Below are 26282 nucleotides of genomic sequence, written 5' to 3'. Positions count from 1 at the left end.
AGGATCCCCTTTTGACCGCAACGGATGCCGCGACGGGGACTTTTCAGGGCCGCCTGGCCGAGGTCTACCAGCGCCAGGCCGGTGTCGACGCGACCGGTTTCACGACCGCCCTGGCCGCGCTGCTCGCGCCGCCGGCGCAGGCCCTCCCGGTGGCCTCAGCCGACGACCGGACGGTCTGGGGTCCTGACGGCTCGGCCGACGCCGTCTCGATCCGCGGGATCCTCGAGCGCGCCGAGGCCGACCTCGACCAGCCCTGGCCCGTGCCCCTCGCGTCCGCGGCCGCGCGGCTGCACGACGACGGCAACCGCGACGGCTGGGAGAGCGTGCTCTACGAGCGCCAGCGCCGCCTGTCCCGCGCCGCCGTGGCCGCCGCCGTGCACGCCGACGACCCCGAGCGCGGGCGGCGCTTCCTCGCCGAGGTGCTCGACGGCGTGTGGCTGTTCTGCGAGCAGAGCTCGTGGTGCTGGCCCGCGCACGACGACGCGTTCCGCGAGCGCGGATCGGTCCTCCCCGTCGTGACGGCCCCCTACCTCGACCTCGGCGCCGGGGAGGTCGTGAGCCTGCTCGCGTGGGTCGACCAGCTGATCGGCGACCGTCTGGAAGCCCGGTACCCCGGCATCCGCTCCCGCGTCCGTCACGAGACGCGCGTGCGCATCTTCGAGCCGTTCACGCAGCGACGGGACTGGCACTGGCTGGGCCTGGACGGCGACGTGCACAACTGGAACCCGTGGATCCACGGCAACGTCCTCGTGGCCGCGCTCCGCCTGCTCGACGACCCCGCCGAGGCCGAGGAGCGCGCCGCGATCGTCGCGCTCGCGCTGGAGGGCATCGACCGCTACGTCTCGGTGCTGCCGGAGGACGGCGCGATCGACGAGGGCTACGCGTACTGGTGGAACGGCGCCTGCCGCGCCCTGGAGGCGCTCGACGTCGTCCGCCATGCCACCGGGGGAGTGCTCGACGCCTCGGGCATCACGCCGCTGCGGGAGACCGTCGCGTTCCCCCACCGGATGCACCTCGGCGGCGACTGGTACCTGAACCTCGCCGACGGCCAGGCGCGCGTCTCCGCCGCCCAGCCGTGGCACGCCCTCCATCGTGCGGCACTCGTCGCGGGGGATCGGGATGCCGCCGCCCACGCCGCGTCGCACCGCTGGGCCGAATCGGAGTTCGGCGGCTCGCCGGCGGCCATCGAGCACCCGGGCTTCGGGCGCCTGCTGCGCGGAATCACCGACCCGGCGTGGATCGCGGCCGCCCAGGAGTCGTCGCCGTTCCCGCGCGACGTGTGGCTGCCCTCGACCGAGGTGCTCGTGGCCCGGTCGCACGGCGGCACGGCCCGCGGCCTGACCGTCGCTGCCAAGGGCGGCCACAACGGCGAGCACCACAACCACAACGACGTCGGATCCTTCATCGTCGCCTCGGACGGCGTGCCGGTGGTGGTGGATGCCGGGCGCCCGACCTACACGCTGCAGACGTTCGGTCCCGACCGCTACGACATCTGGACCATGCAGAGCGGCTGGCACAACGTGCCCGTGATCGGCGGCCAGGAGCAGCCGCCCGGCGCCGGGTTCGCGGCATCCGGGGTAGAGGTCTCGATCGGCGACGACACCGGGTTCACGGCCGAGCTGTCGGGCGCGTACCCGGACGCGGCTCCGTGGCGGCGCTCCGTGCAGCTGGACCGCATCGCCGGGCGCGTCGTCGTGTCGGACGCCTGGACGCCCGTCTCGTCGGAGCGCCGCACCGAGGTGCGGCTGCTGCTCGCCGGCGACGTGCGACTCGATTCCGCCTCCGTCGTGGTCACCCCCCTGGAGGGTGCGACGCCTGTCCGCATCTCGTGGCCCGCGGGCGTCGAGGCGTCCGTCGTCGTGCGGGAGCTGGACGATCCCGTGCTGTCGAGCGTGTGGGGCGCGAAGCTCACGCGCCTGGATCTCGACGTCACGTCCCGCGACGAGATCGCGGTCACGGTAGAACTGGACCAGACGAACGCGGAGGACGCCCGATGACCGACCAGACACCGGCACTGCTGGCCGCCGAACGGCGCGCCCACGTGCTGGCCTCGCTCGAGCGCGACGGCGCCGTGCGGGTCGCTCAGCTGATGGACGAGCTCGGCGTCGCCCCGGTGACCCTCCGGCGCGACCTCGCCCAGATGGAGCGCGAGGGTCTGCTGGTGCGCGTGCACGGCGGCGCCGTGCCCGCCGCGGGCTCGCTCGACGACCTCGACGCCCCGGCCGTGGCATCCCCGACGCGGGCGGGCTCGATCGCCATGCTCGTGCCGTCGCTGACGTTCTACTACCCCACCGTCGTGCGCGGCGCCGAGGCCGAGGCCGCCCGCCACGGCCTGCGGGTCGTCGTGCGCGGCGCGTCATACGAGCTGCAGGACGAGCGGCCCGTCCTGGAGCGCCTCGTGCACACGGAGGGTGTGCGCGGCCTCGTGCTCGCCCCCAACACCGACACCCCGCACGCGCAGGATGTCGTGCAGTGGCTCGCCGACTGCGGCGTGCCGAACGTCCTCGTCGAGCGGGATGCCGTCCTGCTGCCCGAGGGCAGCCCGGTCGAAAACGTCACCACCGATCACGCGCTAGGCGCGGTGCTGGCCGCGCGCCACCTCGCCTCGCTCGGTCACCGTCGTGTCGGGCTCATCATCGCCAGGGACTCGCCCACGTCGCGCAAGATCGCCGCGGGCTGGCATGCCGCGTGCGCCGAGCTCGGGCTGACACCGGCCGACCAGTTCGAGACCAGCCTGCCGCCGCGCACCAGCCCGGACTTCTCGGCGGTCGTGGACTCTACGCTCGACGCCGCTCTCTCCAACGGCGTGACGGCGATCCTCGTGCACTCCGACCCGGAGGCGATGGCGTTCGTCGACCTCGCCCTCAACCGCGGCATCTCGGTGCCCGGCGACCTGTCGGTGGTCGCCTACGACGACGAGGTCGCCGAGATCTTCACGCCCCCGCTCACGGCCGTCGCCCCGCCCCGCGCCGAGGTCGGCCGTGCCGCCATCGATCTCGTCATCCGCCGCCTGGAGGACCCGACGCGCCCGGTGCACCGGGTGGTGCTGAACCCCACGCTCAACGTCCGCGGCTCGACCGCCCCGCCCCGCGGCGCCTGACGCGCTCAGCGGGCGAGCGCGGCCGCGCGCCAGTCCGTCAGCACGCGGGCGGCCGCGCGCGTGTGCGACCACGGCATCTGCGGGACCTCGAGCCTGCCCTCCGCGAGGGCGAGTGAGACGGCATCGGCCTCGGCCGCCATGGGCTGCACCGTGGGCACCTCGATGACCCGCTCCCGGCCGTCACGGCGCACGATCAGCCGCGAGGCGCTCTCGGTGCGGTTTCCCCAGGCGTTCGGGAGCACGACCTCCGCCTCGGCGAACCTCACGGTGACGACCCGCGGAAGGTCCTGGACGACCGACGTCGCGATCATCGCGGTGACGCGGCCGAACGCGAGCTCGGCGGATGCGGTCCCGTCCACACCGCCCACCGGTTCGGCCTCGAACCGTCGATACTCCGGCGCGTCGATCGGTTCGCCCGCTGCCGCGGCGAGATCGATCGCGAGCGCGAGCGGATAGCAGCCGATGTCGAGGATCGCCCCGCCCGCCAGTTCCGGATCGAAGAGGCGTCCGGTGCGCGTCGTGGCGGCCGAGCCCCGCGCGCCCTCGAAGCGCGCGAGGGCACCGAGCTCGCCGCGCGCCGCAAGGTCGCGCAGCGTCTGGGCGAACGGACCGAACCGCGTCTTGAACGCTTCGAGGAAGGGGCGCCGCATGCGGGCGGCGGCCTCGAGCATCCGCTCCACGTCGGCGATCGTCGGGCTCGCCGGCTTCTCGCACAGCACCGCCTTGCCGGCCTCGAGCGCACGGATCGCGAGGTCGGCGTGCGTCGTGTGCACGGTGCCGACGTACACCGCGTCGACGTCGTCGCGGGCCAGGATCTCGTCGTACGTCCCCGCTGCGTCGGCACCGTGCGCGTGGGCGAACGCGGCGGCGCGTTCGGCCGACGAGCTCCCCACGGCGTGCAGCACGCCGTGCTGCGACGCCCGCAGGCCCACGGCGAAGTCCCCACTGATCGCTCCCGGCCCCAGCACGGCCCATCTCGTCGGCGGCATGGGCCGATGCTACCGAGCCGCCGCGCGCCGGCATCCGATCCGGCGGGCCGAGGGATGCCGCCCGCCGGCGCCGGCGTCACGCGATCGGCTCGGCGGCCTCACGGGCGGCGCGCGCCGACGAGCGCACCGCGCCGATGCTCGCCGCGATGACGAGGGCGATGCCGGCGATCTCGAGCCACGTCATATGTTGTCCGAGGAATATGAAGCCTGCGAGAGACGCCGTGGCCGGTGCGAGGCTCATCAGGATCGCGAACGCGGCGGCGGGGAGCCGTCGCAGCGCGATCAGCTCGAACGCGTACGGGATCGTCGACGAGAGCACCGCCACTGCCGCGCCGAGCGCCACGATCTCGATGCGGAGCAGGGCGGTGCCGGCATCCACGATCCCGAACGGCAGCGACAGCACCGCGCCGACGGTCATCGCCAGGGCGAGGCCGTCGAGTTTCGGGAACGCCCGACCCACCCGCGCCGACGCCAGGATGTAGAACGCCCAGCTGCCGGCGGCGCCGAGCGCGAACAGCACGCCCAGCGGGTCGAGACGGTCCCACCCGCCACCACCCAGCGCGACGACACCGGCGAGCGCCAGCAGCGCCCACAGCCAGGCCGACGCCCGGCGGGCCGCCACGATCGACAGCACGAGCGGGCCGAGCACCTCGATCGTGACCGTCACGCCGAGGGGCAGTCGCTCCAGTGCGAGGTAGAACAGGCTGTTCATGAGCGCGAGGACGAGCCCGAACAGCGCCACCGAGGTCCAATCCCGCCGCGAGTGGCCGCGCACGCGCGGGCGCGCGATGAGCAGCAGCACGAGCGCCGAGAACACGAGCCGCAGCGTCACCATGCCGAGCGGCCCGACCTGCGGGAACAGCAGCACCGCGAGGGATGCGCCCACCTCCTGGCACGCGAGCCCGGCGATCACGAGCAGGATCGCGGGTGTCGTACCGCCGTGCGAGACCGACGCGGCGCCCGTGCCCCGCGTCACTCGGAGGCCGGCGGCGTGCACACCGCCAGAGACGCGATGGCCTCGCCGAACTGCTCGGCCGTCCACGGGAGGCCCGCCTCGGGGGCGGTCTCACCCTTGGCCGCGGGGGCCTTCGACGCGATCGCGGCCAGCTGCCACGCGAGGTACTCGGCGACATGGCCGTCGCCCGCGGAGTTGTTGAGCACGACCGCGACGGTCAGGCCCGTCTCGGGGTCGGCGAACGCGGCGGTCAGGTAGCCGGGCACCCGGCCGAACTGGCCGATGAGCGAGCCGGCGATCAGGGCGCCGCCGTCGGCCGTGTACCAGGACGGCGCGTCCGCCGACACCGGCAGCGCGTGCGCGAAACGCTTCTTGTCGTCGACCAGCGATCCGCTCGCCAGCGCCTGGACGTACCGGCCGAGGTCACGGATGTCGGTGACGACGCCGGCGTCCGTGTAGCCGCTGCTGGACGACACGTCGGTGAGGTCGCGGGGTGCCGCACAGTCGAGCACGCCGTCCGCGTTCGTCATCGACTGACCGCCGTGCAGCGATCCCGACGAGGGCAGGTCGCTCAGCGACGTGGCCGCGAGCCCGAGGGGGCCCGTCACGTACGTGCGCAGCAGATCGGCGGCCGACAGCCCGGTGGCGCGCTCCAGCGCGAGCCCCAGCAGCACGTAGCCGGCGTCCGAGTCCTTGTAGGCGTCGCCCGGCGTGGTCGTGCGGGGCTCGCCGAGCCCGAAGCTCGCGAGGTACCTCGGGTCCCAGTCGCGCTCGGGGTTGCTGAGCCACGAGCCGTACAGCTGGTCGGCGTACGAGCCGATGCCCGATGTGCCGTCGCACAGCTCGAGCAGCGTGATCTCCGAGAGGTCGGGCACCCCCGACACGTACTCGGTCACGGGATCGTCGAGCTTCACCTTGCCGGCCGAGGCCGCACCGTAGAGCGCGTCGCACGTCATGGGGCGGGTGACCTTGCCGGCACGGAAGGTCTGATCGGCCTTCACATCGCCGCCGCCGTCGGGCCGCTGCGTGCCCAGGCCGGCGATCCAGCTGCCGCTCCAAGGCGCCCAGACGCCGACGATCGCCCCCGAGGAGCCGGAGGTTCCCATCGCGCTGGTCACGGCATCCTGCAGCTCCGTGACGGTGTCGTCGGGGAAGGCGACGTCCACCTGCGGGGGGAGGTCCGGTTCGGCGCCGGTGCTGCCGAACGAGCACCCGGCGAAGACCAGAGCCGACATGACGGCACCCGCGATCACCGCGATGGCGCGGCGATTTCTGGAGCGGGTCCGCATTCTCACCCCCCGATGATCGTGCAATGCATTCAAACACACCTGAGTCGTGTGTGCGGTACGGCGGTCCGTAGGGTGTGAGCATGATCCACCGATTCGACGACGCCGCCCTCGCCGGCGTGCTCGGCCACATGAACGGCGACCACGGCGACGACAACCTGCTGATCGCCCGCGCTTTCCTCCCCGACAGCGGACACGGGGATGCCGTCGTCACGGCCTCGACGATGACCGGGTTCGACGGCGCAGGCGGGGTCTGGCTCGCGACGCTCGACGACGGCTCCACGGTGGAGGTCCCCGTCCCGTGGCCGTCGGGCATGATCTCGGAGCGCCCCGAGGTGCGCCGAGAGATCGTCGCACTGTACGACGAGGCGTGTCGCCGGCTGGGGATCGAGCCGCGCCCCCACGCGTGACTCCTGAGGACTTCTGAGGAAATTCGTAGTTAGGTTGCCCTTATCTTCAGTTAGCATGAAGGTATGAGCGACCCGATCCCGTTCTCCACCGCGCTCCGCGAGCGGTCCAGCCGTTCGCACTCGTCGAGCGAGCACGCCGGCTTCATGGCCGACCTCATGAAGGGGGAGGGCACGCGCGAGGACTACGTCGCCCTCGTCGCGCAGCACTGGTTCATCTACGAGGCGCTGGAGCGCACGGCCGGCCAGATGCGCAACGACCCCGTCGCGGCGGTCTTCATCTCCGACAAGCTGACGCGACTGCCCGCGCTCGAGGCCGACCTCGAGTTCCTCGTCGGCCCCGACTGGCGCGAGCGCATCGAGCCGCTGCCGACCACGCGGCGCTACGTCGACCGCATCAACGAGGTCGGTGCGACATGGGCCGGCGGCTTCGTCGCCCACCACTACACGCGCTACCTCGGCGACCTGTCGGGCGGCCAGTTCATCGGGCGCCTGATGGCCCGCCGCTTCGGGTTCGAGACCAACGGCATCGGCTTCTACCTCTTCGAGGACATCGCCGACCCCAAGGCCTTCAAGGACGTCTACCGCGAGCAGCTCGACGCCGCCCCGTGGGATGCCGCCGAGCAGGAGCGCGTCATCGACGAGGTGCTGCTCGCCTATCGCTTCAACACCGAGCTCTTCGAGGACCTCGCCGCCGCCAAGGCCGCCCAGGTCGCCTGAATGGCTGCGCGTTTCGTCTGCGCGCGCCAGAGCGCGCTCCGCTCAACGCCCGGTCGTTGAGCGAGCGAGGAACGAGCGCGACGAAACGCCTCGACCGCACGGACGGCCTCGGGCTCAGACCGCGGGGCCGCGCACGGCGTCGCGCATGAAGCGCTGGACGTCGGCATCCACCTGGATGTCCCGCGGGCGCAGCGGACGCGACAGGTACAGCCCGTCGAGCGAGGTCAGCCGCGACAGCGCGACGTACGTCTGGCCCGGCGCGAAAGCGCCGGAGCCCAGGTCGATGATCGCTCGGTCGTACGTCTTGCCCTGCGACTTGTGGATCGTGACGGCCCACGCGAGGCGCAGCGGGAACTGCGTGAACTCGGCGACGATGTCGCGCGTGAGGGTCTTGGACCCGGGATTGTACGAATAGCGGTACTTCTCCCACACCGACGGCTCGACGTCGAACTCCTCGCCCTCGACGTCCACGCGCACCGACTCGCCGGCGATGCGCGTGACCGTGCCGATCGTGCCGTTCACCCAGCGCGGCGGCTCACCGAACGACGCGGTGTCGTTGCGCAGGAACATCACCTGGGCACCGACCTTCAGCTTGAGCTCGAGGTCGGCGGGGTAGGCGGCTTCCCCTCGCCCGAAGTCGCCGTTCACCTCGGCGACCGCGGTCTGCTCGCGGCCGATCAGCTCGTTCAGGTGCCGGCGGTTGATGTTGTTGACGATGTCGTTGCGGGTCGCCAGCGTGATGATCGGGTGCTCGCCGTCGGACGGATCCGGCGGGCGCCGCGCGCCGGTGTCGTTGAGCACCTGCGCGATGTCCGCGGTGACGCGCCCGTACCGCACCGCGTTGAGCATGGCCTTGAAGGCCGGATCGTTCTGCCGGTGGATGTCGATGAGCTCGCGGATGTTGAGCTCGGTGCCGTACGTGCCGACGTCGAGGATGCCGTCGGTGGCGGTCTCGCCGACCCACACCTTGGCGTCGAAGAACCAGAACGAGCGGTAGTGGTCCTGCACGTAACGCAGCTCATCGCCGCGGGGCGGCACCGGCGCCAGCTGGTACGGGTCCCCGAACATGACGATCTGCGTGCCGCCGAACGGCTCGGACCGGCGTCCGCGCGCCTGCCGCAGTGCGCGGTCGATGGCGTCCATGAGGTCGGCGTTGACCATCGAGATCTCGTCGATCACGAGGGTGTCGATCGCGTTCAGCAGCTTGCGCGTCGCGTCGGACTGCGGTTCGTCGTGCCCGCCGATGATGCCGAGCGGCAGCTTGAACAGCGAGTGGATCGTCTGCCCCTCGACGTTGAGGGCCGCCACGCCGGTCGGCGCGCACACCGCGATCTGCTTGTTCGTGTGCCACGCGAGGTGCTGCAGCAGCGTCGACTTCCCGGTGCCGGCGCGGCCGGTGACGAACACGTGCTCGCGGGTGTCTTCGATGAGCCGGAACAGCGCCTCCTGCTCGGTCGACAGCGCGATGCCGGCCGACGAAGGGGTTGTGCTCACCGATTCATGTTAACGACCGGATGCCGCCACCCGGCCGTGCCCGGCCGCAACGTGTGGACGGCATCCCGACTCTCCACAGGTGCCCACCTTTCATACAGTGGCCTCCCGGCCTGGGGTTTCTAGACTGGTCGGGTGGATCGGGCGGCAGTGGACGCGGCATCCGGCGGTGCGAGCGCCCCGGCCTCCGACGCGACCCCCGCGGCCGTTGAGCGCGGCGCCACCGCCGCCACCGCGGCACCGCGGCTCGTGCAGCCGCCGACGAAGCCGCGCCGACGCCGGCGCCTCGCCCTCGACCTGACGATCCTGGGCGCCGTGGGTGCCGTGCTCGTCGCGGCCGTGTTCGCCGCGTGGGGTGCGATCGAACGCGAGTTCTACAGCCCCTCGGCGTTCGTGGAGCGCTACGTCGGCCTGCTCGCCGACGGCCGCGCCGCCGACGCCCTCGCGATGCCGGGCGTGGCCGTGAACTCTGCGGAGCTCGAGGACGCCGGCCTGCCCCCGACGGCTTCCGACGCGCTGCTGCGCAACGACGCGCTGGCCTCCCTCGACGACGTGCACGTCACGTCCGCGGTGACCGAGGGCGACATCACGCGCGTCACCGTCGCCTACACGGCCCGCGGCTATGACGGCACGACGACGTTCTCCGTCGAGCGCGACGGCGCGATCGGGCTCGCTCCGACGTGGCGGTTCGCCAAGAGTCCGCTGGCGGTCATGAACCTCACCGTGACCGGGTCGATGGGCTTCGACGTCAACGGGTTCCAGATCGACAAGCGTCAGGTCTCGCCGGACGGCATGGATGCCGACCCCCTGGCCCCCGTCGCGCTGCTGGTCTTCTCGCCCGGGCTGTACTCGGTGTCGGTCGACACGGCGATCTCGTCGACACCCGGCGTCGCCGTGCTGTCGGACAGCCCGTTCCACGCGATCCCCGTCGCGGTCGAGGCGCGCGCCACCGACGAGTTCGTGGACGTCGTGCAGCACAAGGTCGAGGAGTTCCTCACGCAGTGCGCCACGCAGCAGGTGCTGCAGCCGACGTCGTGCCCGTTCGGCTACTTCGTGCAGGACCGCATCGACGACCTGCCCACGTGGTCGATCGTGACGCAGCCGAAGGTCGCGGTCGAGCCCGACGGCGCCGGGTGGCGCATCCTGCCGGCCGAGGCCGTCGCGCACCTCCAGGTCGACATCCGCTCGATCTTCGACGGCCGCGTGCGCCCCCTCGACGAGGATGTGCCGTTCATCGTGAAGGGCACGATCACCGTGCAGCCCGACGGATCGGCCTCGATCGTCGTCACCGGGCCCGACACGCAGTAGCGTCAGCCGCCGGTGCGGGCGTCGCGCTGGGCCAGGGCGGCGAGGTGGGCGTTGTACGCCTCGAGCTCGGCGTCGCCGGTGCGATCCGCGTGACGGTCGCGGCGCTTGGTCTCGCGGTCGTCGCTGCGGCTCCACTGGATGGCCACCGTGATCGCGACGATGAGCGTCGGGATCTCGCCGATCGACCAGGCGACACCGCCGCCGGTGTACTGGTCCTCCATGGGGGTGCCGCCCCACGTGCGGCCCATGGAGCCGAACCACTCGGCCACCATGAGGCCCTCCTGCATCATGATCGCGATGCCGAAGAAGGCGTGCATCGCCATGACGCCGATGAGCAGCAGCAGGCGGCCGGGGTACGGCAGCCGGTAGGGCACGGGGTCGATGCCGATCAGGGTCATGACGAACAGGTAGCCCGTGATGAGGAAGTGCGCGACCATCCACTCGTGGCCCAGGTGGTCGTACAGCGACCACCGGAACAGGTCGGTGAAGTAGAACACCCACAGCGACCCGATGAAGATCCCCGCAGCGACGAAGGGGTTCGTGAGCACGCGGGCGACCGGCGAATGCACGGCCCACAGGATCCATTCGCGGCCGCCGCGCGTGCCGTCGTCGCGCTTGTGGATCGCGCGCGCGGCGAGCGTGATCGGCGCACCGGGCACCAGCAGCAGCGGGATCGCCATGGTCAGCAGCATGTGCCCGACCATGTGCATGCTGAACAGGTAGTCCTGGTACACGTTGATGACGCCGCCGGTGACCCACACCAGCAGCAGCCAGCCGAGCACCCACATGACCGTGCGGTAGACCGGCCAGGCGTCGCCGCGCCGGCGCAGGCGCCACACGCCCACGAGGTAGAAGAAGATCGCGAAGCCCGCGACGACCGCCCACAGCAGGTCGACGTTCCACGCGGTGAACCACTTGTCGATCGTCAGCGCCGGCGGCAGCGGCGCGTCCGTGAGACGCTCGGCGGGCGTCGGCGTCGCCGGGATGAGCGGAGCCACCGGCGGGGGCGTGCGGGCGAGCGCGGTCGCCGCGCCGCTCGCGATGCCCATGAGCACGATCTCGAAGACGATGAGGGTCCAGAACGACCGGGTGGCGGCATCCCTGGTCCGCATCCTGCCGATGAGCCGCGTGCGGTACCAGGCGCCGAAGAGGCCGAGTGCGATGAGCGCGACCACCTTGACGGCGAGGATCGCACCGTACGGCGAGATGAGGGCCGACCACGTCTGCAGGCCGATGGCCGCGCGGACGACGCCCGACACCGCGACCACGGCGAACGCGGCGATCGCGATGCTCGAGTAGCGGCCCACGGTGGCGGCGCTGTCTTCGCGCGACTGCAGCGGTCGCACGATCACGATGAGCATGAGTCCGCCGAGCCATGCGGCGGCGCCGATCATGTGCAGGATCAGGGCCGTCATGGCCTCGTGGTGGAACGCCTCTTCGCCGGAGTGCCCTTGCGTGCCCATCGGGACGAGGGATGCCGCCGCCAGCAGCGCCACGAAGAACGTGGCCGTCCACGACCGGACGGCGAAGGTCAGCACGGTGAGCGCCGCGCCGACGATCGTCGTGATGAGCCACGTGCGGCCCGGCTCCGTCTCGACGATGTAGCGGCCGAGCTGCGCGCCGAACTCGGGACCGAGGTTGACGACCGGGTTGAAGGCGTCGATGAACGTGAGGATGCCGGTGGCCGCGGCCGCGAGCGTGAACACGGCCGCAGAGATCGAGGCGACGTCGAGCGCGACGTCGAACTCGCGCTCGCCCGCGCGCAGCGCGAACAGGGCGGTCACGAGGACGCCGACCATGCCGGCCGCCGACAGGTTGACCAGGAGCGTCACGGTGGGCAGCGCCCAGCGGACGAACGGTCCGGGGTCGGCGAGCGCGAGCGGTGCCGCCCCGCCGCCGAACGCCAGTGCCCACACCATCGCCGCGAGTGCGGTCACGACGAGGAGCGCAGGCCCGACGGCCCGCAGCGCGCGGGGATTCACCCCACCAGCCTACGTCGCGCCCCGGCGCCCCCAGACAGCGAGAGAGGGGATGCCGCGGGTGGCGGCATCCCCTCTCCGGAGGTCTGCGTCGGGATTACTTGACGGCAGCCTTGAGCTTCGAGCCCGCGGTGACCTTGACGCGCTTGCCCGCGGGGATCTTGATCTCTTCGCCGGTCTGGGGGTTGCGGCCCGTGCGAGCCGACGTGGCGACCTGCTCGAACGCGATCCAGCCCGGGATCGAGACCTTGCTGCCGGCCGCGACGGCCTCGGACACGGCGCCGAAGAGGGAGTCGAGCACGCCCGAGACGGCGGACTGGCTCTGGCCGGTCGCGCTCGCGATGCTCGCGACGAGCTCGGTCTTGGTGATGGTCTTGTCGGCCATGTGGTTGTCCTCCAAAGACGACGACTGCCGTCCTGTCATTGCTCGGTCCGGACGGCTGGCGCCCCCCGGCTGGTCGGATCGACCGGTCCCGAATGTACCCGACACGGCCGACAGTTCCGCGTATTTCTGCGGATTTCTGCCGATTACGACCGCGTGTCCCGTGATCAGAGTGACGAAAGTGGCGAATGAGCCCGTCCGGGGCGGTGGACATCGCTCGAGTCACGTCGATAGATTATCGATTACTCACCATCGATTGGAGCAAGGATGCTTCGTACGCAACCGTCCCCACGGCGGAAGATCATGGCAGGAACGGCCGTCGGGATCGCGGCCGCACTCACCGTCGCCGGAGCTGCGGCGGCCGCACCGACCGAGGGGCCGCGCACGTTCTACGTATCGGCCGACGCCCGCGGAGGAGGGGACGGCACGTCGCCGGCCTCGGCCTTCCGCACCATCCAGCAGTGCGCCGACGTCCTCGTGGCCGGCGACACCTGCGAGATCGGCTCGGGCACCTACCGCGAGACGGTCACGCCGCAGGCGTCGGGCACCGCCGAGCAGCCCATCACCTACCGCGCCGCGGCCGGCGCGGACGTCGTGGTGAACGGCACCGAGCGGCTCACCGGGTTCACCCCGGTGCTGCAGAAGGACCTCGCCGCCATCGCGGCCGCCGACCCCTATGCCGCGGACTCGCTGTTCAGCGCGGCCGTCGCGCAGCGCAAGATCTACAGCGTGCCCGTCGACCTCGGCGACAAGGGCGGCGAGGAGCAGGTGTTCATCGACGGCACGATGTCGATCGAGGCGTCGTACCCGTACCCCGGCACCGATCTGCTCGACCCCGACATCCGTCGCGCCGCCGCAGGCTCGGCCGACGCCACCATCGTCGACCCCCAGATGACCCGTCCCGCCGGATACTGGGACGGCGCCCGGGCCCTCACCGCGTACTGGTACATCACCACCACGGGCGCTGTCGCGAGCTCGGACGTCGGCTCGATCACGCTGCAGACCGCACCGCTGTGCGTGCACAAGGTCGTCCCCACCGACACGTGGTACCGCCTCTCCGGCAAGATCGGCGAACTCGGCTACAGCGGCGCGCACTACTACGACGCCACCGCCAAGCGGCTGTACCTGTACAGCGACGACAACCCCAACCGTCACTTCATCGCGGCGAAGAAGCGCCAGCTCGCCTTCGATCTGAGCGCGGCCTCCGGCATCCACCTCGAAGGTCTCGGACTGTTCGCATCATCCGTGCAGACCGGCACGTCCAGCACGGGAGTCGTGCTCGACGGCGTCGACGCGAAGTACCTCAGCCACTACTGGGACGTCACGCGCGGCGCCACCAACTGCGGCGAGAACGTCACGCGCGGCGTCGGCGACACCGGCATCGTGCTCAACGGCACCGGCAACACGGTGAAGAACAGCAACATCCAGTACAGCGCCGGCAACGGCATCGCGCTGCGCGGCTACGGCAACACGGCGATCGACAACGTGATCACCGACGTCGACTACGCGGGCACGTACGCGGCGCCCGTGGCCGTGCAGGGGCACAGCCAGACCGTCATGTACAACACGATGGCCCGTGTCGGCCGCAGCGGCGTCAACCTGCAGTGGAACGGCGTCGAGGGCACCGTCCCCGGCCCCGACCGCATCGCGTACAACGACATCTCGGGCTACGCGAGCCTCAGCGTCGACACCGCGGCGATCTACACCTGCTGCTCGTCGCGCATGGCGGGCACCCAGATCGACCACAACGTGCTGCATGACCCGAACGCGCGCCTGGGCGGCGTGTACCCGTTCGGCATGTCGGGCATCTACGCCGACAACGGCCAGAGCGACCTGCGCATCCACAACAACGTCGGCTGGGGCAACCCCGAGGGCACCGTGGAGCTCAACGGGCTCGGCTCGGGCAGCCGCGACAACCTCGTCTACAACAACACCGGCGGCATGACGCTGTTCTACGTCAAGGGTCCTGGGCAGTCGACGGGCAGCGTCGTGATGAACAACATCGGCCCGATCCGGGGTCTCACCGGGGCGACCGATGGGGGTCTCACCCTGTCGAACAACCTCATGGACGGCGACCCGCTGTACGTCGACGCGGCGAACCACGACTACCGCCTGCAGGCGAACTCGCCCGCGCGCGGCGTCGCGACCCCGCTGCCCGGCTACAACGACGGCTCCACCGACGCGGTGCCGAGCCTGGGGGCCTTCCAGTTCGGCGCCCCCGCCTGGACGGCCGGCGCCCGCCGCTGAGCGTGTGGAGGGTGGATGCCGGGCACGCGGCATCCACCCTCCACCGGGGGTCCACGAAGGGGGCTGGAGCCCGAGGCTCCGGCCCCTTCGGCGTGCTCGGACGCCTTCGAGCCTCAGCGGTATGCGGCGATGAGATCGCGGGCCGTCCGTGCGAAGGCGGGCCCGACCCGGTCCTGGCCGTCGAGGTAGCCGCCGACGAGCGCGGCGTCGCGGAGGAGGACCAGGGATGCCGCCACCCCGTCCGGATCGCGCAGCCCTGCCCCCGCGGCCAGCTGCCGCAGCGTCTCGCGGAACCACTCGCGGTGGTCGGCGATGAGTTCGCGCACCGGCCCCGCGTCGGGGTACTCGGCGGCGGCGTTGATGAAGGGGCACCCGCGCGTGTGCCGCTCGCGGATGTCGCGCTCGATGCCGTCGACGACGAGGTCGAGCAGCACTGCGGGGTCGTCCGAGGCCTGGGCCGCCTGCGCGAACAGGCCGCGTAGCCCCTGGTCCTCGCCTTCGAGGTAGGCGAGGACGAGCCCCTCCTTGCCGGCGAACTGCTTGTACATCGTGGCGCGCGTGACGCCCGCCTCCTCGATGATGCGGTCGACGCCGATCGAGTGGATGCCCTCGTTGTAGAAGAGCGCGGTCGCCGCCTCGAGCAGGCGCTCCCGGGCCGTGCCGGGGCGGGTGGTCGGGGCATCCGTCGTCTTCGTCATGAGCGTTCCTTCCTTCTCCATCGTGCCATCTCGAGGAATTTCCCGGTTCTGCGGAATACTCTTGCGTAGATAGAACGTTCGGTCTACCATCAGGATACATCAGCCGAACCCCACCGGATCCGGAGCCCCTGACACCCACGAGCACCACCTACTCAAGGAGAACGAAATGAACACCTCGACCAAGACCCCGATCGTCCTGATCCACGGACTGTGGATGACGCCCAAGAGCTGGGACACCTGGGCAGAGCGCTTCCGCGCCGCCGGCCACGACGTCATCGTCCCGGGCTGGCCCGGCATCGACGACCGCTCCGTCGAAGACATCCGGAGCAACCCCGAGGCGCTCAAGGGAGTGGGACTCAAGCAGATCGCCGACAACTACGAGCGCATCATCCGTGCGCTTCCCCAGAAGCCGATCATCATCGGCCACTCGTTCGGCGGAGTGATCACGCAGATGCTCGCCGACCGCGGGCTCGGCGTCGCGTACGTCGGCGTCGCCCCGGGGCAGACCGCCGGCGTCACCGCACTGCCGCTGTCGACCCTGTGGACGGGCACGCCCATCCTCTCGAACCCCTTCGGCCGCAACGGCGCCAAGCCGCTCAGCAAGCGCCACTTCCACTTCACGTTCGGCAACGACCTGCCCCGCGCCACATCCGACGAACTGTGGGAGGAGTACGCGGTCAACTCGTACAACCGGGTCTTCTTCGAAGGCGTCACGTCGGTGCTCAACGAGAAGAACGGCGTCACCCACGTCGACTACAGCCGTCCCGAGCGCGCACCGTTCCTCGTGATCACCGGCGAGATCGACCACGTCGTGCCGCCGGCGATCGGCAAGGCCATCGTGAAGAAGTACACGTCGACGGGCAGCCCCGCGATCGTAGAGTACAAGGAGTACGCGGGCCGCACCCACCGCCTGGTCAGCCAGGACGGCTGGGAGGAGATCGCCGACTACGCCCTCGACTGGGCGACGACCCACCAGGTCCGCGAGACGGCTGCAGCGCCGGAGACGAAGGCAGCACAGTAAACGGACGCCTCACCCCGGCCCGGTGGGACAGCACCCGGCCCTCGAGCCCCCAGCCCGTCTGGTGGCTCGGCGGTCGGGTGGTGTCCCGGCCGGTGTCCGCGGTGGGGCGCAGGGCCCGGGTCTCGCGAGAGCCCGGGCCTTCCCGCTGCCACCCGTCGGGCGAGCGGGGGACGAGCGAGACTCGACGACCGTCAGGCGTGGAGGCGGCGCAGCGCGCTGACGACGTCGTCGTGCCAGCGCCGGGCAGCGGGGAGGGCGCCGGTGAAGATCGGGGTGTCGTGCGTCACACCCAGGTACCGCACGACGCTCGCGTCGACGCCGGCGAGCCGCAGCGCCGCGCCGTATGCCTCGCCGTCGCCGCGCAGCGGGTCGAACTCGGCGGTGAGGATCACCGCGGGCGGGAGGTCCTCGTGCGACGCCGCCCGCAGCGGCGAGGCGTAGGGCTCACTGGCCAGGCGCTTCGCGGGCAGGTAGGTGCGGGCGACCGACCGCAGCTCACGGGCGACGATGAACCGAGGGATGCCGAGCGCCCGCGTCGCCCTCAGGTCGAGGTGCGCGCCCGTGAGGTCGGTCACCGGCACTTCCAGCACCTGCAGCCGCAGCGGGTACCCGTCGCGATCACGGTTCACGAGCGTCACCGCGGCGGCGAGGTTCGCGCCGGCCGAGATCCCCGCGACGCCGATCCGTGACGGGTTCACACCGAGTCCGTCCGCCTCGGCGAACAGCCACGACAGCGCCGCATACGCCTGCTCCACCTGAACCGGATAGCGGTGCTCGGGCGCGAGAGCGTAGTCGACCGCGGCGATCACGACGCCGGCGTCCGTGCAGCGGCGACGGAAGCCGGCATCCGTCGTCGGATAGTCGATGCCCCCGATGCGGAAGGCCCCGCCGTAGAACGCGAGCACGGCCGGCGCCGGACCGTCGCCACGGGGGTGGTAGAGCCGCACCCGCACCGATGGAGCGCCGGGGACGGGGACGTCGTGCTCGGTGGTGCGGACATCGGGCCCAGGCGTGCCGACCGTTCGCAGCTCCGTGCGATCCCAGGCCAGAGCCGCGCGCCGGTGCCGCGCCCGCGGACTGAGCTTCGGGCCCTTCGCCGGCTTCTGCGGTTCAGGGACACTCGTGCGCCCGAAGGGCCAGAGCGCCCAGAGCCGCTTGCGCATCGACCCGAGAGCCTGGTCGAACAGGTACCTGCGGTGCAGGCGCAGACGTTCGGCGAAGAACGGGTCCAAGGGCATGCCTCCATCCTCGCGCCTGCGCCCCGGAAATGCGGAAGGCCCGGAGTTCCGAGGAACTCCGGGCCTTCCGTGACGCTTCGACAGGCTCAGCGACCGAGGGTGCTTACCAGCTCGACTTGGTCACGCCGGGCAGCTCGCCACGGTGCGCCATGTCACGGAAGCGGACACGCGAGATGCCGAACTTCGTGAGGACACCGCGGGGGCGGCCGTCGATGACGTCGCGCGAACGCAGGCGGACCGGCGACGCGTTGCGGGGCAGCTTCTGCAGGCCCACGCGAGCGGCTTCGCGCTCCTCGTCGGTCGACGTTGGCGAAACGAGCGCCTTCTTCAGCTCAAGGCGCTTGGCGGCGTAGCGGTCGACGACCTCCTGGCGCTGCTTGTTGCGCGCGATCTTGCTCTTCTTAGCCATGGATCAACGCTCCTCTCGGAAATCGACGTGCTTGCGGATGACCGGGTCGTACTTCTTCAGCACGATGCGGTCGGGGTTGTTGCGGCGGTTCTTGCGCGTCACGTAGGTGTAACCCGTGCCGGCGGTCGAACGCAGCTTGATGATCGGACGGACGTCCTGTGCCTTCTTGGCCATTAGAGCTTCACACCCTTCGCCTGGAGGTCACGCACGACCGCCTCGATGCCGCGAGCGTCGATGACCTTGATGCCCTTGGCCGAGACGTTGAGCTTGATGTTGCGACCCAGCGACGGAACGAAGTAGGTCTTCTTCTGCACGTTCGGGTCGAAGCGGCGCTTCGTCCGGCGGTGCGAGTGCGAGATGTTGTGACCGAAGCCGGGAACTGCTCCAGTCACCTGGCACACTGCTGCCATAGTGATGTCTCCTTAGTACCGTGGAGCCGGACGGCCCCACCCAAGATCCCTTGTCTGCACCCCGCGTTCGACCCGGCCGGTGAAAGCCAGGATCTGTGGTGGGATGCGAACTGCGTGCTGGAGTGCGCGCAGACAAAGAGTCAGTCTAGCACGCACGGCGTGTCGGCCCTGACGGAGCCGCTTCGCCGAGCCCGGCATCCATCGATCGGGGGATGCGGCAGGGCGGCGGATCTGGTGTGCTGTGGCCGTGGGCCTTGCGCAGATCATCGGCAACATCCTGATCATGGCCGTCGCCACCGTGCTGGCGATGCTCGTGATCGGAGCGTTCGCCCGCGGCGTCCTCGGCGTGCGCATCGGCACCGTGCGCATCCTCATCGCCGGCGTGCTGGCGCTCGGCGCCGAGGTCGGCTTCGAGTCGCGGGCGGTCTGGCCGGAGAGCGAGTACAACCCCGCGCTGCTGCTGGTGCAGGTGGGCATCATCCTCCTCGTCGCCACCGCGTTCCTCGTGGCGGCGGAGCTGCTCGTGCCGCAGGGAACCGTGCCACGCCCGAGCCATGTCGTGCGAGAGACGCGCAGCACGATGGCACGCGCACGCCGGTACTCCGAGCTCGTGCGGATCGCGACGCGGAACAAGCTCGTGCCGTTCAAGCTCAACACCGCGCAGACGAGCGCCGGCGTCGAGGAGCGCACCCGGCAGGCGCTCGCCCTTCGTGCCGCGCTGGAGGACGCCGGCGGGGCGTTCGTGAAGCTGGGGCAGCTGCTCTCGACGCGCACCGACATGCTGCCTCCCGAGTTCACCGAGACGCTTCGGGGTCTTCAGCAGACGGTGCCGGCCGCTCCGTGGGACGAGGTCTCGGAGGTGCTCGACGCCGAGCTGGGGCGCCCCTCGGGCGAGGTGTTCTCGCACATCGACCACACTCCCGTGGCGGCCGCATCGATCGGGCAGGTCCACGTGGCGACGCTGGACACGGGGGAACGCGTCGCGGTGAAGGTGCAGCGGCCCGGCATCGTGCCGCTCGTGGAGCGGGACGTCGACATCACCCGCCGCATCGCGACGCGCCTCGCCGAGTCCACGTCGTGGGCGCGTCGCGTGGGGGTGGAGGACCTCGCCCGCAGCCTGACCGACAACCTGCTGGACGAACTGGACTACCGCATCGAGGCGTCCAACCTGGCCGCGCTCGCGTCGACGCTCGCCCGGCACCCGGCGGACAGTCGGCTCCGAGTCCCCGAGTTGCACGCCGGCCTGAGCACGAAGCGCGTGCTCGTGATGGAGTTCCTCGACGGCCGCACGCTCAGCGATCCGGGTTCTCTCGACACGCTGTCGGCCGAAGAGCGCTCCATGCTCGCCGGGCGACTGCTGCGCTCGATCCTGACGCAGATCATGGACGACGGCGTGTTCCACTCGGATCTGCACCCCGGCAACATCCTGGTCCTGCCGGATGCCTCCCTCGCTCTGCTCGACTTCGGCTCGGTGGGACGCATCGATTCGCAGGTGCGCGGCCAGATCACCGATCTGCTGCTCGCCTTCTCGCGCGGCGACTCGGTGGCCTTCGCCGATGCGCTGATCGCGTTCGTGGAGCTGCCCGACGACGTCGACGAGTACGCGCTGCGGCGGCAGATCGGCGACTTCGTGTCACGCCGGCTCGGGCCGGGGGCGACCCTGGACGCGTCTGCGTTCGCCGAGGTGATGGAGGTGCTCAGCAGCAACGGGCTGACGGCTCCGCCGCAGCTGACGGTCGCCTTCCGTGCGATCGCGACCGCCGAGGGGACGCTGCGCGTCCTCAGCCCGGACTTCGACCTCGTCGCGGAGGCGTCGGCCTACGCGCAGGAGCGCATCAGCGAGGCGCAGCGGCCGGCGTCCCTCGCCCGCACGGCCGCCGACGAGCTGGCGGGTCTGCTGCCGCTGCTGCGCAGGCTCCCGCAGCGCGTCGACCGCATCTCCGGAGCGCTCGCGTCCGGTCGGCTGAGCGTGAACGTGCGGATGCTCGCCGATCATCGCGACCGTGCGCTGTTGCGCGAGTTCTTCAATCTCGCCGCCATCACCTTCCTCGCGGGCGTCTTCGGGGTCATGGCGGCGATGCTGCTGACCAGCACCGGCGGGCCTGAGATCACCGACACCCTGAGCCTCTACCAGCTGTTCGGGTACCTGCTCGTCGTGACATCCGGCGTCCTCACGCTGCGGGTGCTGTTCGACGTCTTCCGTCGACGCCGGGGGCGCGGCTGAGGCGCCCGGCCGCCCGATCGCCGCGCCATCCGGCGACGTATTCCGCGGGCGGAATTCATCCTGACGAGAGATCCAATCCGACCCCGCCGCCGTGACACGATCGTGGCGGCAACATACAAAGTCCGCACACGGCGGCGCCCGACGCGGGAACATGTTCGTCAACCCACGAGAGGGGACGACGACATGAGCGAACCGCAGGCCACGCCACGGATCTGGCCGTCTTCGCCGTACGACCTCGCCGACGCGCACCGCTGCCCGTCGTGCTTCGCCCTCGTCTCGGCCCCGACCTGCCCCACGTGCGGCTTCTTCCTCACGGACTCGCGGGCGCCTCGTCTGCTCGAGCTCGGTCGCCGCCTGCTCGACACGGAGCTCTCGCGCCAGCGGCTGATCGACGAGATCCGCCTGTCGGCCGATCCTGCGGGGAAGACGGATGCCGCGGCCCGGGGTTTCGCCGCGACCTCCGCGCCGGGCCCCGTCGCCGTCGCAGCCGCGGCTGCGGCCCCCGCGGTGACCGTCGCCGTCGCACCGGCTGAGGTCCCGGTCGCGGCAGCCGTTGCCGAACCGGCCCTCGTGACTGCGTCGACCACGACGGAACCGGCCGGCTCTGCGGTTCCGGCTGCACCCGTGCCCGGGGTGCCCCTCGCACCGGCCGCGTCCGCCCCGCTCGCGCCGGACCTGCCTCCGGCGCCCGCGCCGATGGTCGCCACCCCCCGCCGACGCCGGCTGACCGTGCCGGTGCTCCTGCTGATCGTCGGCGTCTCGCTCGTCGGGATCGCGGCGGTCTTCTTCCTGCTGCTGGCGTGGTTCGTCGCGGGCATCGCCGTGCGGGCCCTCATCATCGGTGGCATCACCCTCGCGACGATCGTGCTCGCGTCGTGGCTGCGTCGCCGCGACCTCGGCGCGACGGCCGAGGGGATCGGCGCGCTCGGGGTCGGGCTGATCGCGCTGGACGCCTGGGCGGTGCGTGCGAACGACCTGTTCGGCACGGCCGCGACCGACGCGGCCGTGTACACCGGGATCGCCGCGCTCGCGGTGGCCGTGGTGTGCCGCGCATGGGCGCGGGTGTCGGGACTGCGGGGGCCGGACCTGGCGGCCTCGCTCGCCCTGCCGGCGGGCGTCGGCTTCCTCGTCGGCGGCCTCTTGGACGCACCTGCCGGCGAGGCGCTCACCGCGGGCCTGATCGGCGCCGCGATCGGGGGCCTCGCCCACGCGCTCCCGGCGCCGTTCTCGTCGGCCCGCCGAGGCGCCGCGGGCGACCCCGAGCGGCTGGTGCTCGCGCTCGCAGGGGTGGCATCCCTGATCGGCGCCTTCGTGACGACCATCGTGGCGACCGGCGACGCCGCACCCGTCGTGGTGTGGTCGAGCGCACTGGTGGGCGCGGTGGGCGCCGCCCACGCCTGGTTCGCCCGCCCGCGTCGCGGGGTCGATCCGCTGCCGGGGGCGCGCATCGTCTCGGGCGTCTCGTCGGGCGTCGCGGCGTCGGCGATCGCCCTGGCCGGGTGGCAGCTCGCCTGGCGGGTGGAGGAGCCGGTCCTGTCGCTGCTCATCGCGCCGGTCCTCGCCGTCGTCGTCGCCGTGGCGCTCGATCTGGTGCGCGCGCGGCGCACGTCACGGGCTCTGCTCCCGGCGGCGGTCGTCGCCGATGTCGCCGCGGGCGGCTCACTCGTCGCCGCCCTCCTCCTGTGGCTCATGCCCGCTGTCACCGCGATGTCGACGTCGTGGATCCTGTGGAGCACGGATGCGTTCGCCCTCGCCGCTCCGGCGACCGAGGCGCCCTTCCTCCCGGTGGCGTCGGCCGTGGTCCTCGGCGGTCTGCTGTTCGCCGCACCCACGCTCGCGCGACCGGTGCTGCGCGACGTCCGCGCCATCGCGGTCATCGTGCTGCTGCTGGTCGCGGCCGCGTACACGAGCGTGCCCGCGCCGCTCGTCGGGACCGCCGCCGTCGCAGCCGCCGCGGCCGTCGTGGCGGCCGGGCGCGGCGTCCGATCGGGTTCCGGCCGGGGCGCCGTCGAAGGCTGGAGCGTCGCCGGCGCACTCGCGGCCGTCACGGCGTTCGCCGCCGGGACGGCGGTCCCATGGCTCTGGGTCGTCGGCGTCGCGGTCGCACTCGCGTACCCGGTCGCGCTGCGCGTGGCCCGGCACGCCGACGGGCCTCTCGCGGTCGTGCTCGCCCTGGCCCCGGTGGGCGTCGGCGTCGTGGCCGCCGTCATCGCGCCGGCCGCCCTGGGTGCGGCGACAGGCCTCTCGGGCTCGGGCCCGGCCGTGGCCCTGTCACTGCTGCAGTGGCTCGCGCTCGCGACGCTCGCGGTCGCCGCCTTCGCACGGCTCGACAGTGCGAGCCGTGTGGGCCTCGCCGTCGCCGGCTACGCGCTGATCGCCCTGACCCTGATCTGGATCCTCGTCGCCGGTGCCGACGACATCGCGACGGACGCCGCCACCACCGCCCTCGTCGCGACCATCGGCGAACCCGTGCTGGCGCTGGTGCGCGGCGTCGCGCTGATGGCGCTCCTCGCCCTCATCGTGGTCGGCCGCACGCGCCTGCGCGGGCACGCGGTGTCGGCGGCGGCGCTCTTCGCGGCGCCGGCACTGGCCGCCATAGCCCACGCCGCGCTCGACATGGCGGGCGCGAGCGACGAGGGCTGGGCGACGCTCGTCCTCGTCGCGGGGCCGGTGCTCGTCGTCGTGGCCGGCGGGCTCACCGCGCTGCTGAGGCCACCGGTCGCGGCGGACGCCGAGGCGACTGAGGCCTCCACCGCGCCGTCGGTGGGCGCGGCGTCCGTGGCCGCGCCGGTCGAGACGGCTCCGCTCGGGGGAGCGGCGTCCGTGGCCGCTCTGGCCCAGACGGCTTCGTCCGTGGCCCCGACCCCGATCCGGCCGCTGCGATCGCGCACGGCCGCCGACGTGGGCGCGCTCCTCACGGGCATCTGTGTCCTGTGGGGGATCGGCGCCGACCTGGTGTGGGCGCTCCTCGTGCTGGCGGCGGTGGCGTGGGGTGCGGCATCCCTCACCCGCGGCTGGATCGCGCCGGCCGCCGCGGACCCGGCCGACGACGCGTTCGCGACCCGCCGCGCCGGGGTCACGTCCATGGCCGCGCCGCGGCGCCTGCTCGTGTGGCCCGCTGCGGTGGCGGCATGCGCGGCGTGGTGGACCTGGCTCGACGCCGGCACGCCGGCTGTGGCCTTCACCCCAGAGTCGTACACCGTCCCTGTGTCGGTCGCCCTGGTGGCGTTCGCCGCGGTGCTCGTGCGGCTGCGCCGGCGCATCGAGGCGAGCATCGCGATCGGCGCGGGTCTGCTGGTCGGTCTTGTGGCGCCCGTGCTGAACGACGGCCTCCTGCCCCTCACGTTCGGCGAGGCAGCGGACGGCGACACGGTGCTCCGCGAAGCGGTCACCGCCGCCGTCGCGGCCGCCGTGTGCCTGGTGCTCGCGCTCACGCCGGTGCGCGGCGTCCGCCCGCCGTCGGTGGTCGGGGCGGCCGTCGCCGTCGCCGCCGTCGGAATCGTCGCCGTCGATCGCGTCACGACATGGGAACCGGATGCCTCCCCCTGGCGCGTCACGTGGCTCGCCCTGTTCGCGGCCGTCGCCTACGCCTCGGGCGTGGGGCTCTCGCTCGCCCGTCCCGCGCGCGCATCGTCGCGCGGGTACGCGGTGGTCGTCCCGCCGATCGCCCTCGGTCTCGCCGCCGTCGCCGTGCTCGGATCCGTCCACGACGGCCTCGTCGTCACCGTCGCTCTCGCGCTGCTGCTGGCCGCGCACGTGGCGTCCGCCGCGTTCGACCGGGCGCCCTTCGGCCGCGCCACCCGCTGGACGGCGTTCGGCGCCGCGCTGCTGGTCGCCGCGGTATCGGTGCTCGTGGGCGGCGCGCGAGAGATCGAGTACGCGACGCTGCCGGTCGCCGCCGCCCTGGGCGCGGGGGCCGTGCTCGCCGTGCTGCGCCGGCGCCGCACCGGGGCGGCCTGGCCGGCGGGCGAGCAGTGGGTGTGGGCGGGAGCCCTCGTGCTCGCGACCCTGCCGAGCCTGCTCGCGGCGCCTGAGCCCGCACGCGTCTGGCTGCTCATCGGCATCGCGCTGGTCGTCGCCGCGGCGATCGCCGCGACCCCGATCCCCGACGCGTGGCGCGTGCGCGTGCCCTCGGCGATCATCCTGTCGGCCGCGGCTCTCGCGATGGGTCTGCGCGCCCTCCTCGGTCCCGGGTTCGCCGGCGCCGACGCGGCGGCGATCGTCGCGGCATCCGGAGCCGTCGTGGTCGCGGTGATCCTGACCGCGACCGCGGTGAGGCTGCCGGAGGCTCGCGCCGCGGCCGCCGTCAGCGCCGCGGGGATCGCGTTGGTCGCCCTCGCCCTCGTGCAGGATGCCGCCGCCGACACCGCCTCCGCGGCGGTGACCGTGGCGCTCGCCGGCGCCGGCGGCGTGTCGGGCGCCGCCGTGCTCGGGCTTCGCCGCTGGGCACGGCTCGGAGCGGTGCTCTCGGTGGGCGGCGTCGCATTGGTGGCGATCGCGTGCGGCCTGCGCTTCGTCGCCGTCGCGCACGAGCCGGGCTTCGAGGCCGACCTCTGGGTCATCGCCGGCGCCGCGATCACCGCGGCCGTCGCACTCGCCGCGCTGCGCGCCACGCCGGCGCGCGTGGTCTCGCTCGCGGTGGGCGCGGGACTCGCGGTGGCGTGCGTGCTGTTCGCCGCGGCCGAGTCGTACCTGCTCTCCGCGGCGTCGGACGCCGACGGCCTGCGGGCCGCGGTCGCCATGGCGCTGCTGAGCGCCGCCGCGTACGTGGGTGCCGTGCGACGCGACCGGCTGGGTCCGGCACTCGCGATCGTCGCCGCCGTGACCGCCGCAGTGTTCGGCGTGCTCGCCTTCTTCGGGTTCGGCGTCGATCCCGCCGAGCTCGTGACGGTGCCTGCGGCCCTCGGCGGCCTCGCCTACGGCGTGCGCACGCTGCGACTCCGCCCCGAGTCCCGCACCTGGCCGACGATCGGGCTGTGGCTCGTGCTCCTGCTGCTCCCCTCGCTGCTGTACGACTTCGTCGGCGGCACCGAGCTGTGGCGCGTCGTCGCGCTCGGGGTCGTCGCCGTCGCACTCGTGGTCGTCGGCGCCGTGCGCCGGCTGCAGGCGCCGCTCATCATCGGGTCGGCGGTGGTGCTCGTGCACGGCGTCGCGCAGCTGTGGCCGTGGATCTCGACCTCGTACGTGGCCGTGCCGTGGTGGCTGTGGCTGGGCATCGGCGGCGCCGTGCTCATCTTCATCGCCGCGCGCTACGAGCGCCGGATCCAGCAGCTGCGCGCCGCGATCACCGCCGTCACCTCCCTGCGCTGATCCCCGTTCAGCGCCGACACCGCCGCTCGGGTGGCACGACACGCGGCGTCCCACGAAGGGATGCCGCGAGTTCTGCCACCCAAAAGCCCCGACAACCCCCGGGCGCGC

Annotated in this window: 20 protein-coding genes; 9 read left to right on the top strand and 11 right to left on the bottom strand. The window is 72.2% G+C overall.

Going from position 1 to position 26282, the window contains the following annotated elements; translation table 11 throughout:
* Positions 1-11: 11 nt before the first annotated feature.
* Positions 12-1997, top strand: a complete 1986-nt coding sequence (locus ACFWJ8_RS05350; RefSeq protein WP_378809649.1) for a heparinase II/III family protein — start codon at positions 12-14, stop codon at positions 1995-1997.
* Positions 1994-3100, top strand: a complete 1107-nt coding sequence (locus ACFWJ8_RS05345) for a substrate-binding domain-containing protein (protein ID WP_378809648.1) — start codon at positions 1994-1996, stop codon at positions 3098-3100. The genes ACFWJ8_RS05350 and ACFWJ8_RS05345 overlap by 4 nt, the downstream gene beginning before the upstream one ends.
* Before the next feature lie 5 nt (positions 3101-3105).
* Here the strand turns inward: ACFWJ8_RS05345 and ACFWJ8_RS05340 are convergent, their stop codons facing one another.
* From ACFWJ8_RS05340 to ACFWJ8_RS05330, 3 genes are all read right to left on the bottom strand, one after another.
* A complete protein-coding gene (locus tag ACFWJ8_RS05340; RefSeq protein WP_378809646.1) occupies positions 3106-4089 on the bottom strand; it encodes a Gfo/Idh/MocA family protein in 984 nt (327 codons plus the stop codon).
* Between the two features lie 76 nt (positions 4090-4165).
* The gene (locus ACFWJ8_RS05335) at positions 4166-5065 is read right to left on the bottom strand and encodes a DMT family transporter (protein WP_378809644.1); all 900 of its coding nucleotides are present in this window, start codon (positions 5063-5065) and stop codon (positions 4166-4168) included.
* On the bottom strand, positions 5062-6279 hold the full coding sequence (locus ACFWJ8_RS05330; RefSeq protein ID WP_378809643.1) for a serine hydrolase domain-containing protein: 1218 nt from the start codon (positions 6277-6279) through the stop codon (positions 5062-5064). The genes ACFWJ8_RS05335 and ACFWJ8_RS05330 overlap by 4 nt, the downstream gene beginning before the upstream one ends.
* Before the next feature lie 134 nt (positions 6280-6413).
* Here ACFWJ8_RS05330 and ACFWJ8_RS05325 point away from each other — a divergent pair, with 134 nt between their 5' ends.
* Both ACFWJ8_RS05325 and ACFWJ8_RS05320 read left to right on the top strand, forming a co-directional pair.
* Complete coding sequence (locus ACFWJ8_RS05325; RefSeq protein ID WP_378809641.1) at positions 6414-6740, top strand: DUF2470 domain-containing protein; 327 nt, start codon at positions 6414-6416, stop codon at positions 6738-6740.
* 63 nt (positions 6741-6803) lie between these two features.
* Positions 6804-7457, top strand: a complete 654-nt coding sequence (locus ACFWJ8_RS05320) for a heme oxygenase (biliverdin-producing) (protein WP_378809640.1) — start codon at positions 6804-6806, stop codon at positions 7455-7457.
* A gap of 114 nt (positions 7458-7571) precedes the next feature.
* On the opposite strand, the gene ACFWJ8_RS05315 is transcribed toward ACFWJ8_RS05320, so the two are convergent.
* Positions 7572-8951, bottom strand: coding sequence for an ATP-dependent RecD-like DNA helicase (locus ACFWJ8_RS05315; RefSeq protein WP_378809639.1), 1380 nt, complete (start codon positions 8949-8951; stop codon positions 7572-7574).
* Between the two features lie 246 nt (positions 8952-9197).
* Between ACFWJ8_RS05315 and ACFWJ8_RS05310 the strand changes: the two genes are divergently transcribed.
* Positions 9198-10256, top strand: coding sequence for a hypothetical protein (locus ACFWJ8_RS05310; protein WP_378810082.1), 1059 nt, complete (start codon positions 9198-9200; stop codon positions 10254-10256).
* Positions 10257-10258: 2 nt separating this feature from the next.
* Here the strand turns inward: ACFWJ8_RS05310 and ACFWJ8_RS05305 are convergent, their stop codons facing one another.
* Positions 10259-12238, bottom strand: coding sequence for a cytochrome c oxidase assembly protein (locus ACFWJ8_RS05305; protein WP_378809637.1), 1980 nt, complete (start codon positions 12236-12238; stop codon positions 10259-10261).
* Positions 12239-12332: 94 nt separating this feature from the next.
* Positions 12333-12620 (bottom strand): HU family DNA-binding protein, encoded by a 288-nt coding sequence (locus tag ACFWJ8_RS05300; RefSeq protein WP_378809636.1) that lies wholly within the window; start codon positions 12618-12620, stop codon positions 12333-12335.
* 300 nt (positions 12621-12920) lie between these two features.
* On the opposite strand from ACFWJ8_RS05300, the gene ACFWJ8_RS05295 reads away from it, so the two are divergent.
* Complete coding sequence (locus ACFWJ8_RS05295; protein ID WP_378809634.1) at positions 12921-14864, top strand: right-handed parallel beta-helix repeat-containing protein; 1944 nt, start codon at positions 12921-12923, stop codon at positions 14862-14864.
* Between the two features lie 113 nt (positions 14865-14977).
* Here ACFWJ8_RS05295 and ACFWJ8_RS05290 read toward each other — a convergent pair whose 3' ends face one another.
* Entirely contained in the window at positions 14978-15562 is a 585-nt protein-coding gene (locus ACFWJ8_RS05290) for a TetR/AcrR family transcriptional regulator (RefSeq protein WP_378809632.1), read from the bottom strand.
* Between the two features lie 166 nt (positions 15563-15728).
* On the opposite strand from ACFWJ8_RS05290, the gene ACFWJ8_RS05285 reads away from it, so the two are divergent.
* Entirely contained in the window at positions 15729-16583 is an 855-nt protein-coding gene (locus ACFWJ8_RS05285) for an alpha/beta hydrolase (RefSeq protein WP_378809630.1), read from the top strand.
* A 191-nt stretch (positions 16584-16774) separates the two neighbouring features.
* Here the strand turns inward: ACFWJ8_RS05285 and ACFWJ8_RS05280 are convergent, their stop codons facing one another.
* From ACFWJ8_RS05280 to rpmB, 4 genes are all read right to left on the bottom strand, one after another.
* Entirely contained in the window at positions 16775-17821 is a 1047-nt protein-coding gene (locus ACFWJ8_RS05280) for an alpha/beta hydrolase (protein ID WP_378809628.1), read from the bottom strand.
* Between the two features lie 103 nt (positions 17822-17924).
* Complete coding sequence (gene rpsN / locus ACFWJ8_RS05275; protein WP_018173549.1) at positions 17925-18230, bottom strand: 30S ribosomal protein S14; 306 nt, start codon at positions 18228-18230, stop codon at positions 17925-17927.
* Positions 18231-18233: 3 nt separating this feature from the next.
* Positions 18234-18404 (bottom strand): 50S ribosomal protein L33, encoded by a 171-nt coding sequence (gene rpmG, locus ACFWJ8_RS05270; RefSeq protein ID WP_018173550.1) that lies wholly within the window; start codon positions 18402-18404, stop codon positions 18234-18236.
* Positions 18404-18640: a 50S ribosomal protein L28 gene (rpmB, locus tag ACFWJ8_RS05265; RefSeq protein ID WP_013584774.1), complete on the bottom strand. Its 237-nt coding sequence runs from the start codon at positions 18638-18640 to the stop codon at positions 18404-18406. The genes rpmG and rpmB overlap by 1 nt, the downstream gene beginning before the upstream one ends.
* A 247-nt stretch (positions 18641-18887) precedes the next feature.
* Between rpmB and ACFWJ8_RS05260 the strand changes: the two genes are divergently transcribed.
* Positions 18888-20864: an ABC1 kinase family protein gene (locus ACFWJ8_RS05260; RefSeq protein WP_378809627.1), complete on the top strand. Its 1977-nt coding sequence runs from the start codon at positions 18888-18890 to the stop codon at positions 20862-20864.
* A gap of 183 nt (positions 20865-21047) precedes the next feature.
* Entirely contained in the window at positions 21048-26174 is a 5127-nt protein-coding gene (locus ACFWJ8_RS05255) for an SCO7613 C-terminal domain-containing membrane protein (RefSeq protein ID WP_378809626.1), read from the top strand.
* The last annotated feature ends 108 nt before the right edge of the window (positions 26175-26282 follow it).

This window comes from Microbacterium sp. NPDC058389 (assembly GCF_042722305.1).
GTDB lineage: Bacteria > Actinomycetota > Actinomycetes > Actinomycetales > Microbacteriaceae > Microbacterium.
Note: the sequence above shows the minus strand (reverse complement) of the source record. Positions and strands in the feature narration are given on the sequence as shown.

Coding starts and splice junctions, on each gene's coding strand:
- ACFWJ8_RS05345 (WP_378809648.1), top strand. CDS start 1,994: ATGACCGACCAGACACCGGCACTGCTGGCCGCCGAACGGCGCGCCCAC.
- ACFWJ8_RS05340 (WP_378809646.1), bottom strand. CDS start 4,089: ATGCCGCCGACGAGATGGGCCGTGCTGGGGCCGGGAGCGATCAGTGGG.
- ACFWJ8_RS05330 (WP_378809643.1), bottom strand. CDS start 6,279: ATGTCGGCTCTGGTCTTCGCCGGGTGCTCGTTCGGCAGCACCGGCGCC.
- ACFWJ8_RS05325 (WP_378809641.1), top strand. CDS start 6,414: ATGATCCACCGATTCGACGACGCCGCCCTCGCCGGCGTGCTCGGCCAC.
- ACFWJ8_RS05320 (WP_378809640.1), top strand. CDS start 6,804: ATGAGCGACCCGATCCCGTTCTCCACCGCGCTCCGCGAGCGGTCCAGC.
- ACFWJ8_RS05300 (WP_378809636.1), bottom strand. CDS start 12,620: ATGGCCGACAAGACCATCACCAAGACCGAGCTCGTCGCGAGCATCGCG.
- ACFWJ8_RS05295 (WP_378809634.1), top strand. CDS start 12,921: ATGGCAGGAACGGCCGTCGGGATCGCGGCCGCACTCACCGTCGCCGGA.
- ACFWJ8_RS05290 (WP_378809632.1), bottom strand. CDS start 15,562: ATGACGAAGACGACGGATGCCCCGACCACCCGCCCCGGCACGGCCCGG.
- ACFWJ8_RS05285 (WP_378809630.1), top strand. CDS start 15,729: ATGAACACCTCGACCAAGACCCCGATCGTCCTGATCCACGGACTGTGG.
- ACFWJ8_RS05280 (WP_378809628.1), bottom strand. CDS start 17,821: ATGCCCTTGGACCCGTTCTTCGCCGAACGTCTGCGCCTGCACCGCAGG.
- rpsN (WP_018173549.1), bottom strand. CDS start 18,230: ATGGCTAAGAAGAGCAAGATCGCGCGCAACAAGCAGCGCCAGGAGGTC.
- rpmG (WP_018173550.1), bottom strand. CDS start 18,404: ATGGCCAAGAAGGCACAGGACGTCCGTCCGATCATCAAGCTGCGTTCG.
- rpmB (WP_013584774.1), bottom strand. CDS start 18,640: ATGGCAGCAGTGTGCCAGGTGACTGGAGCAGTTCCCGGCTTCGGTCAC.
- ACFWJ8_RS05255 (WP_378809626.1), top strand. CDS start 21,048: ATGAGCGAACCGCAGGCCACGCCACGGATCTGGCCGTCTTCGCCGTAC.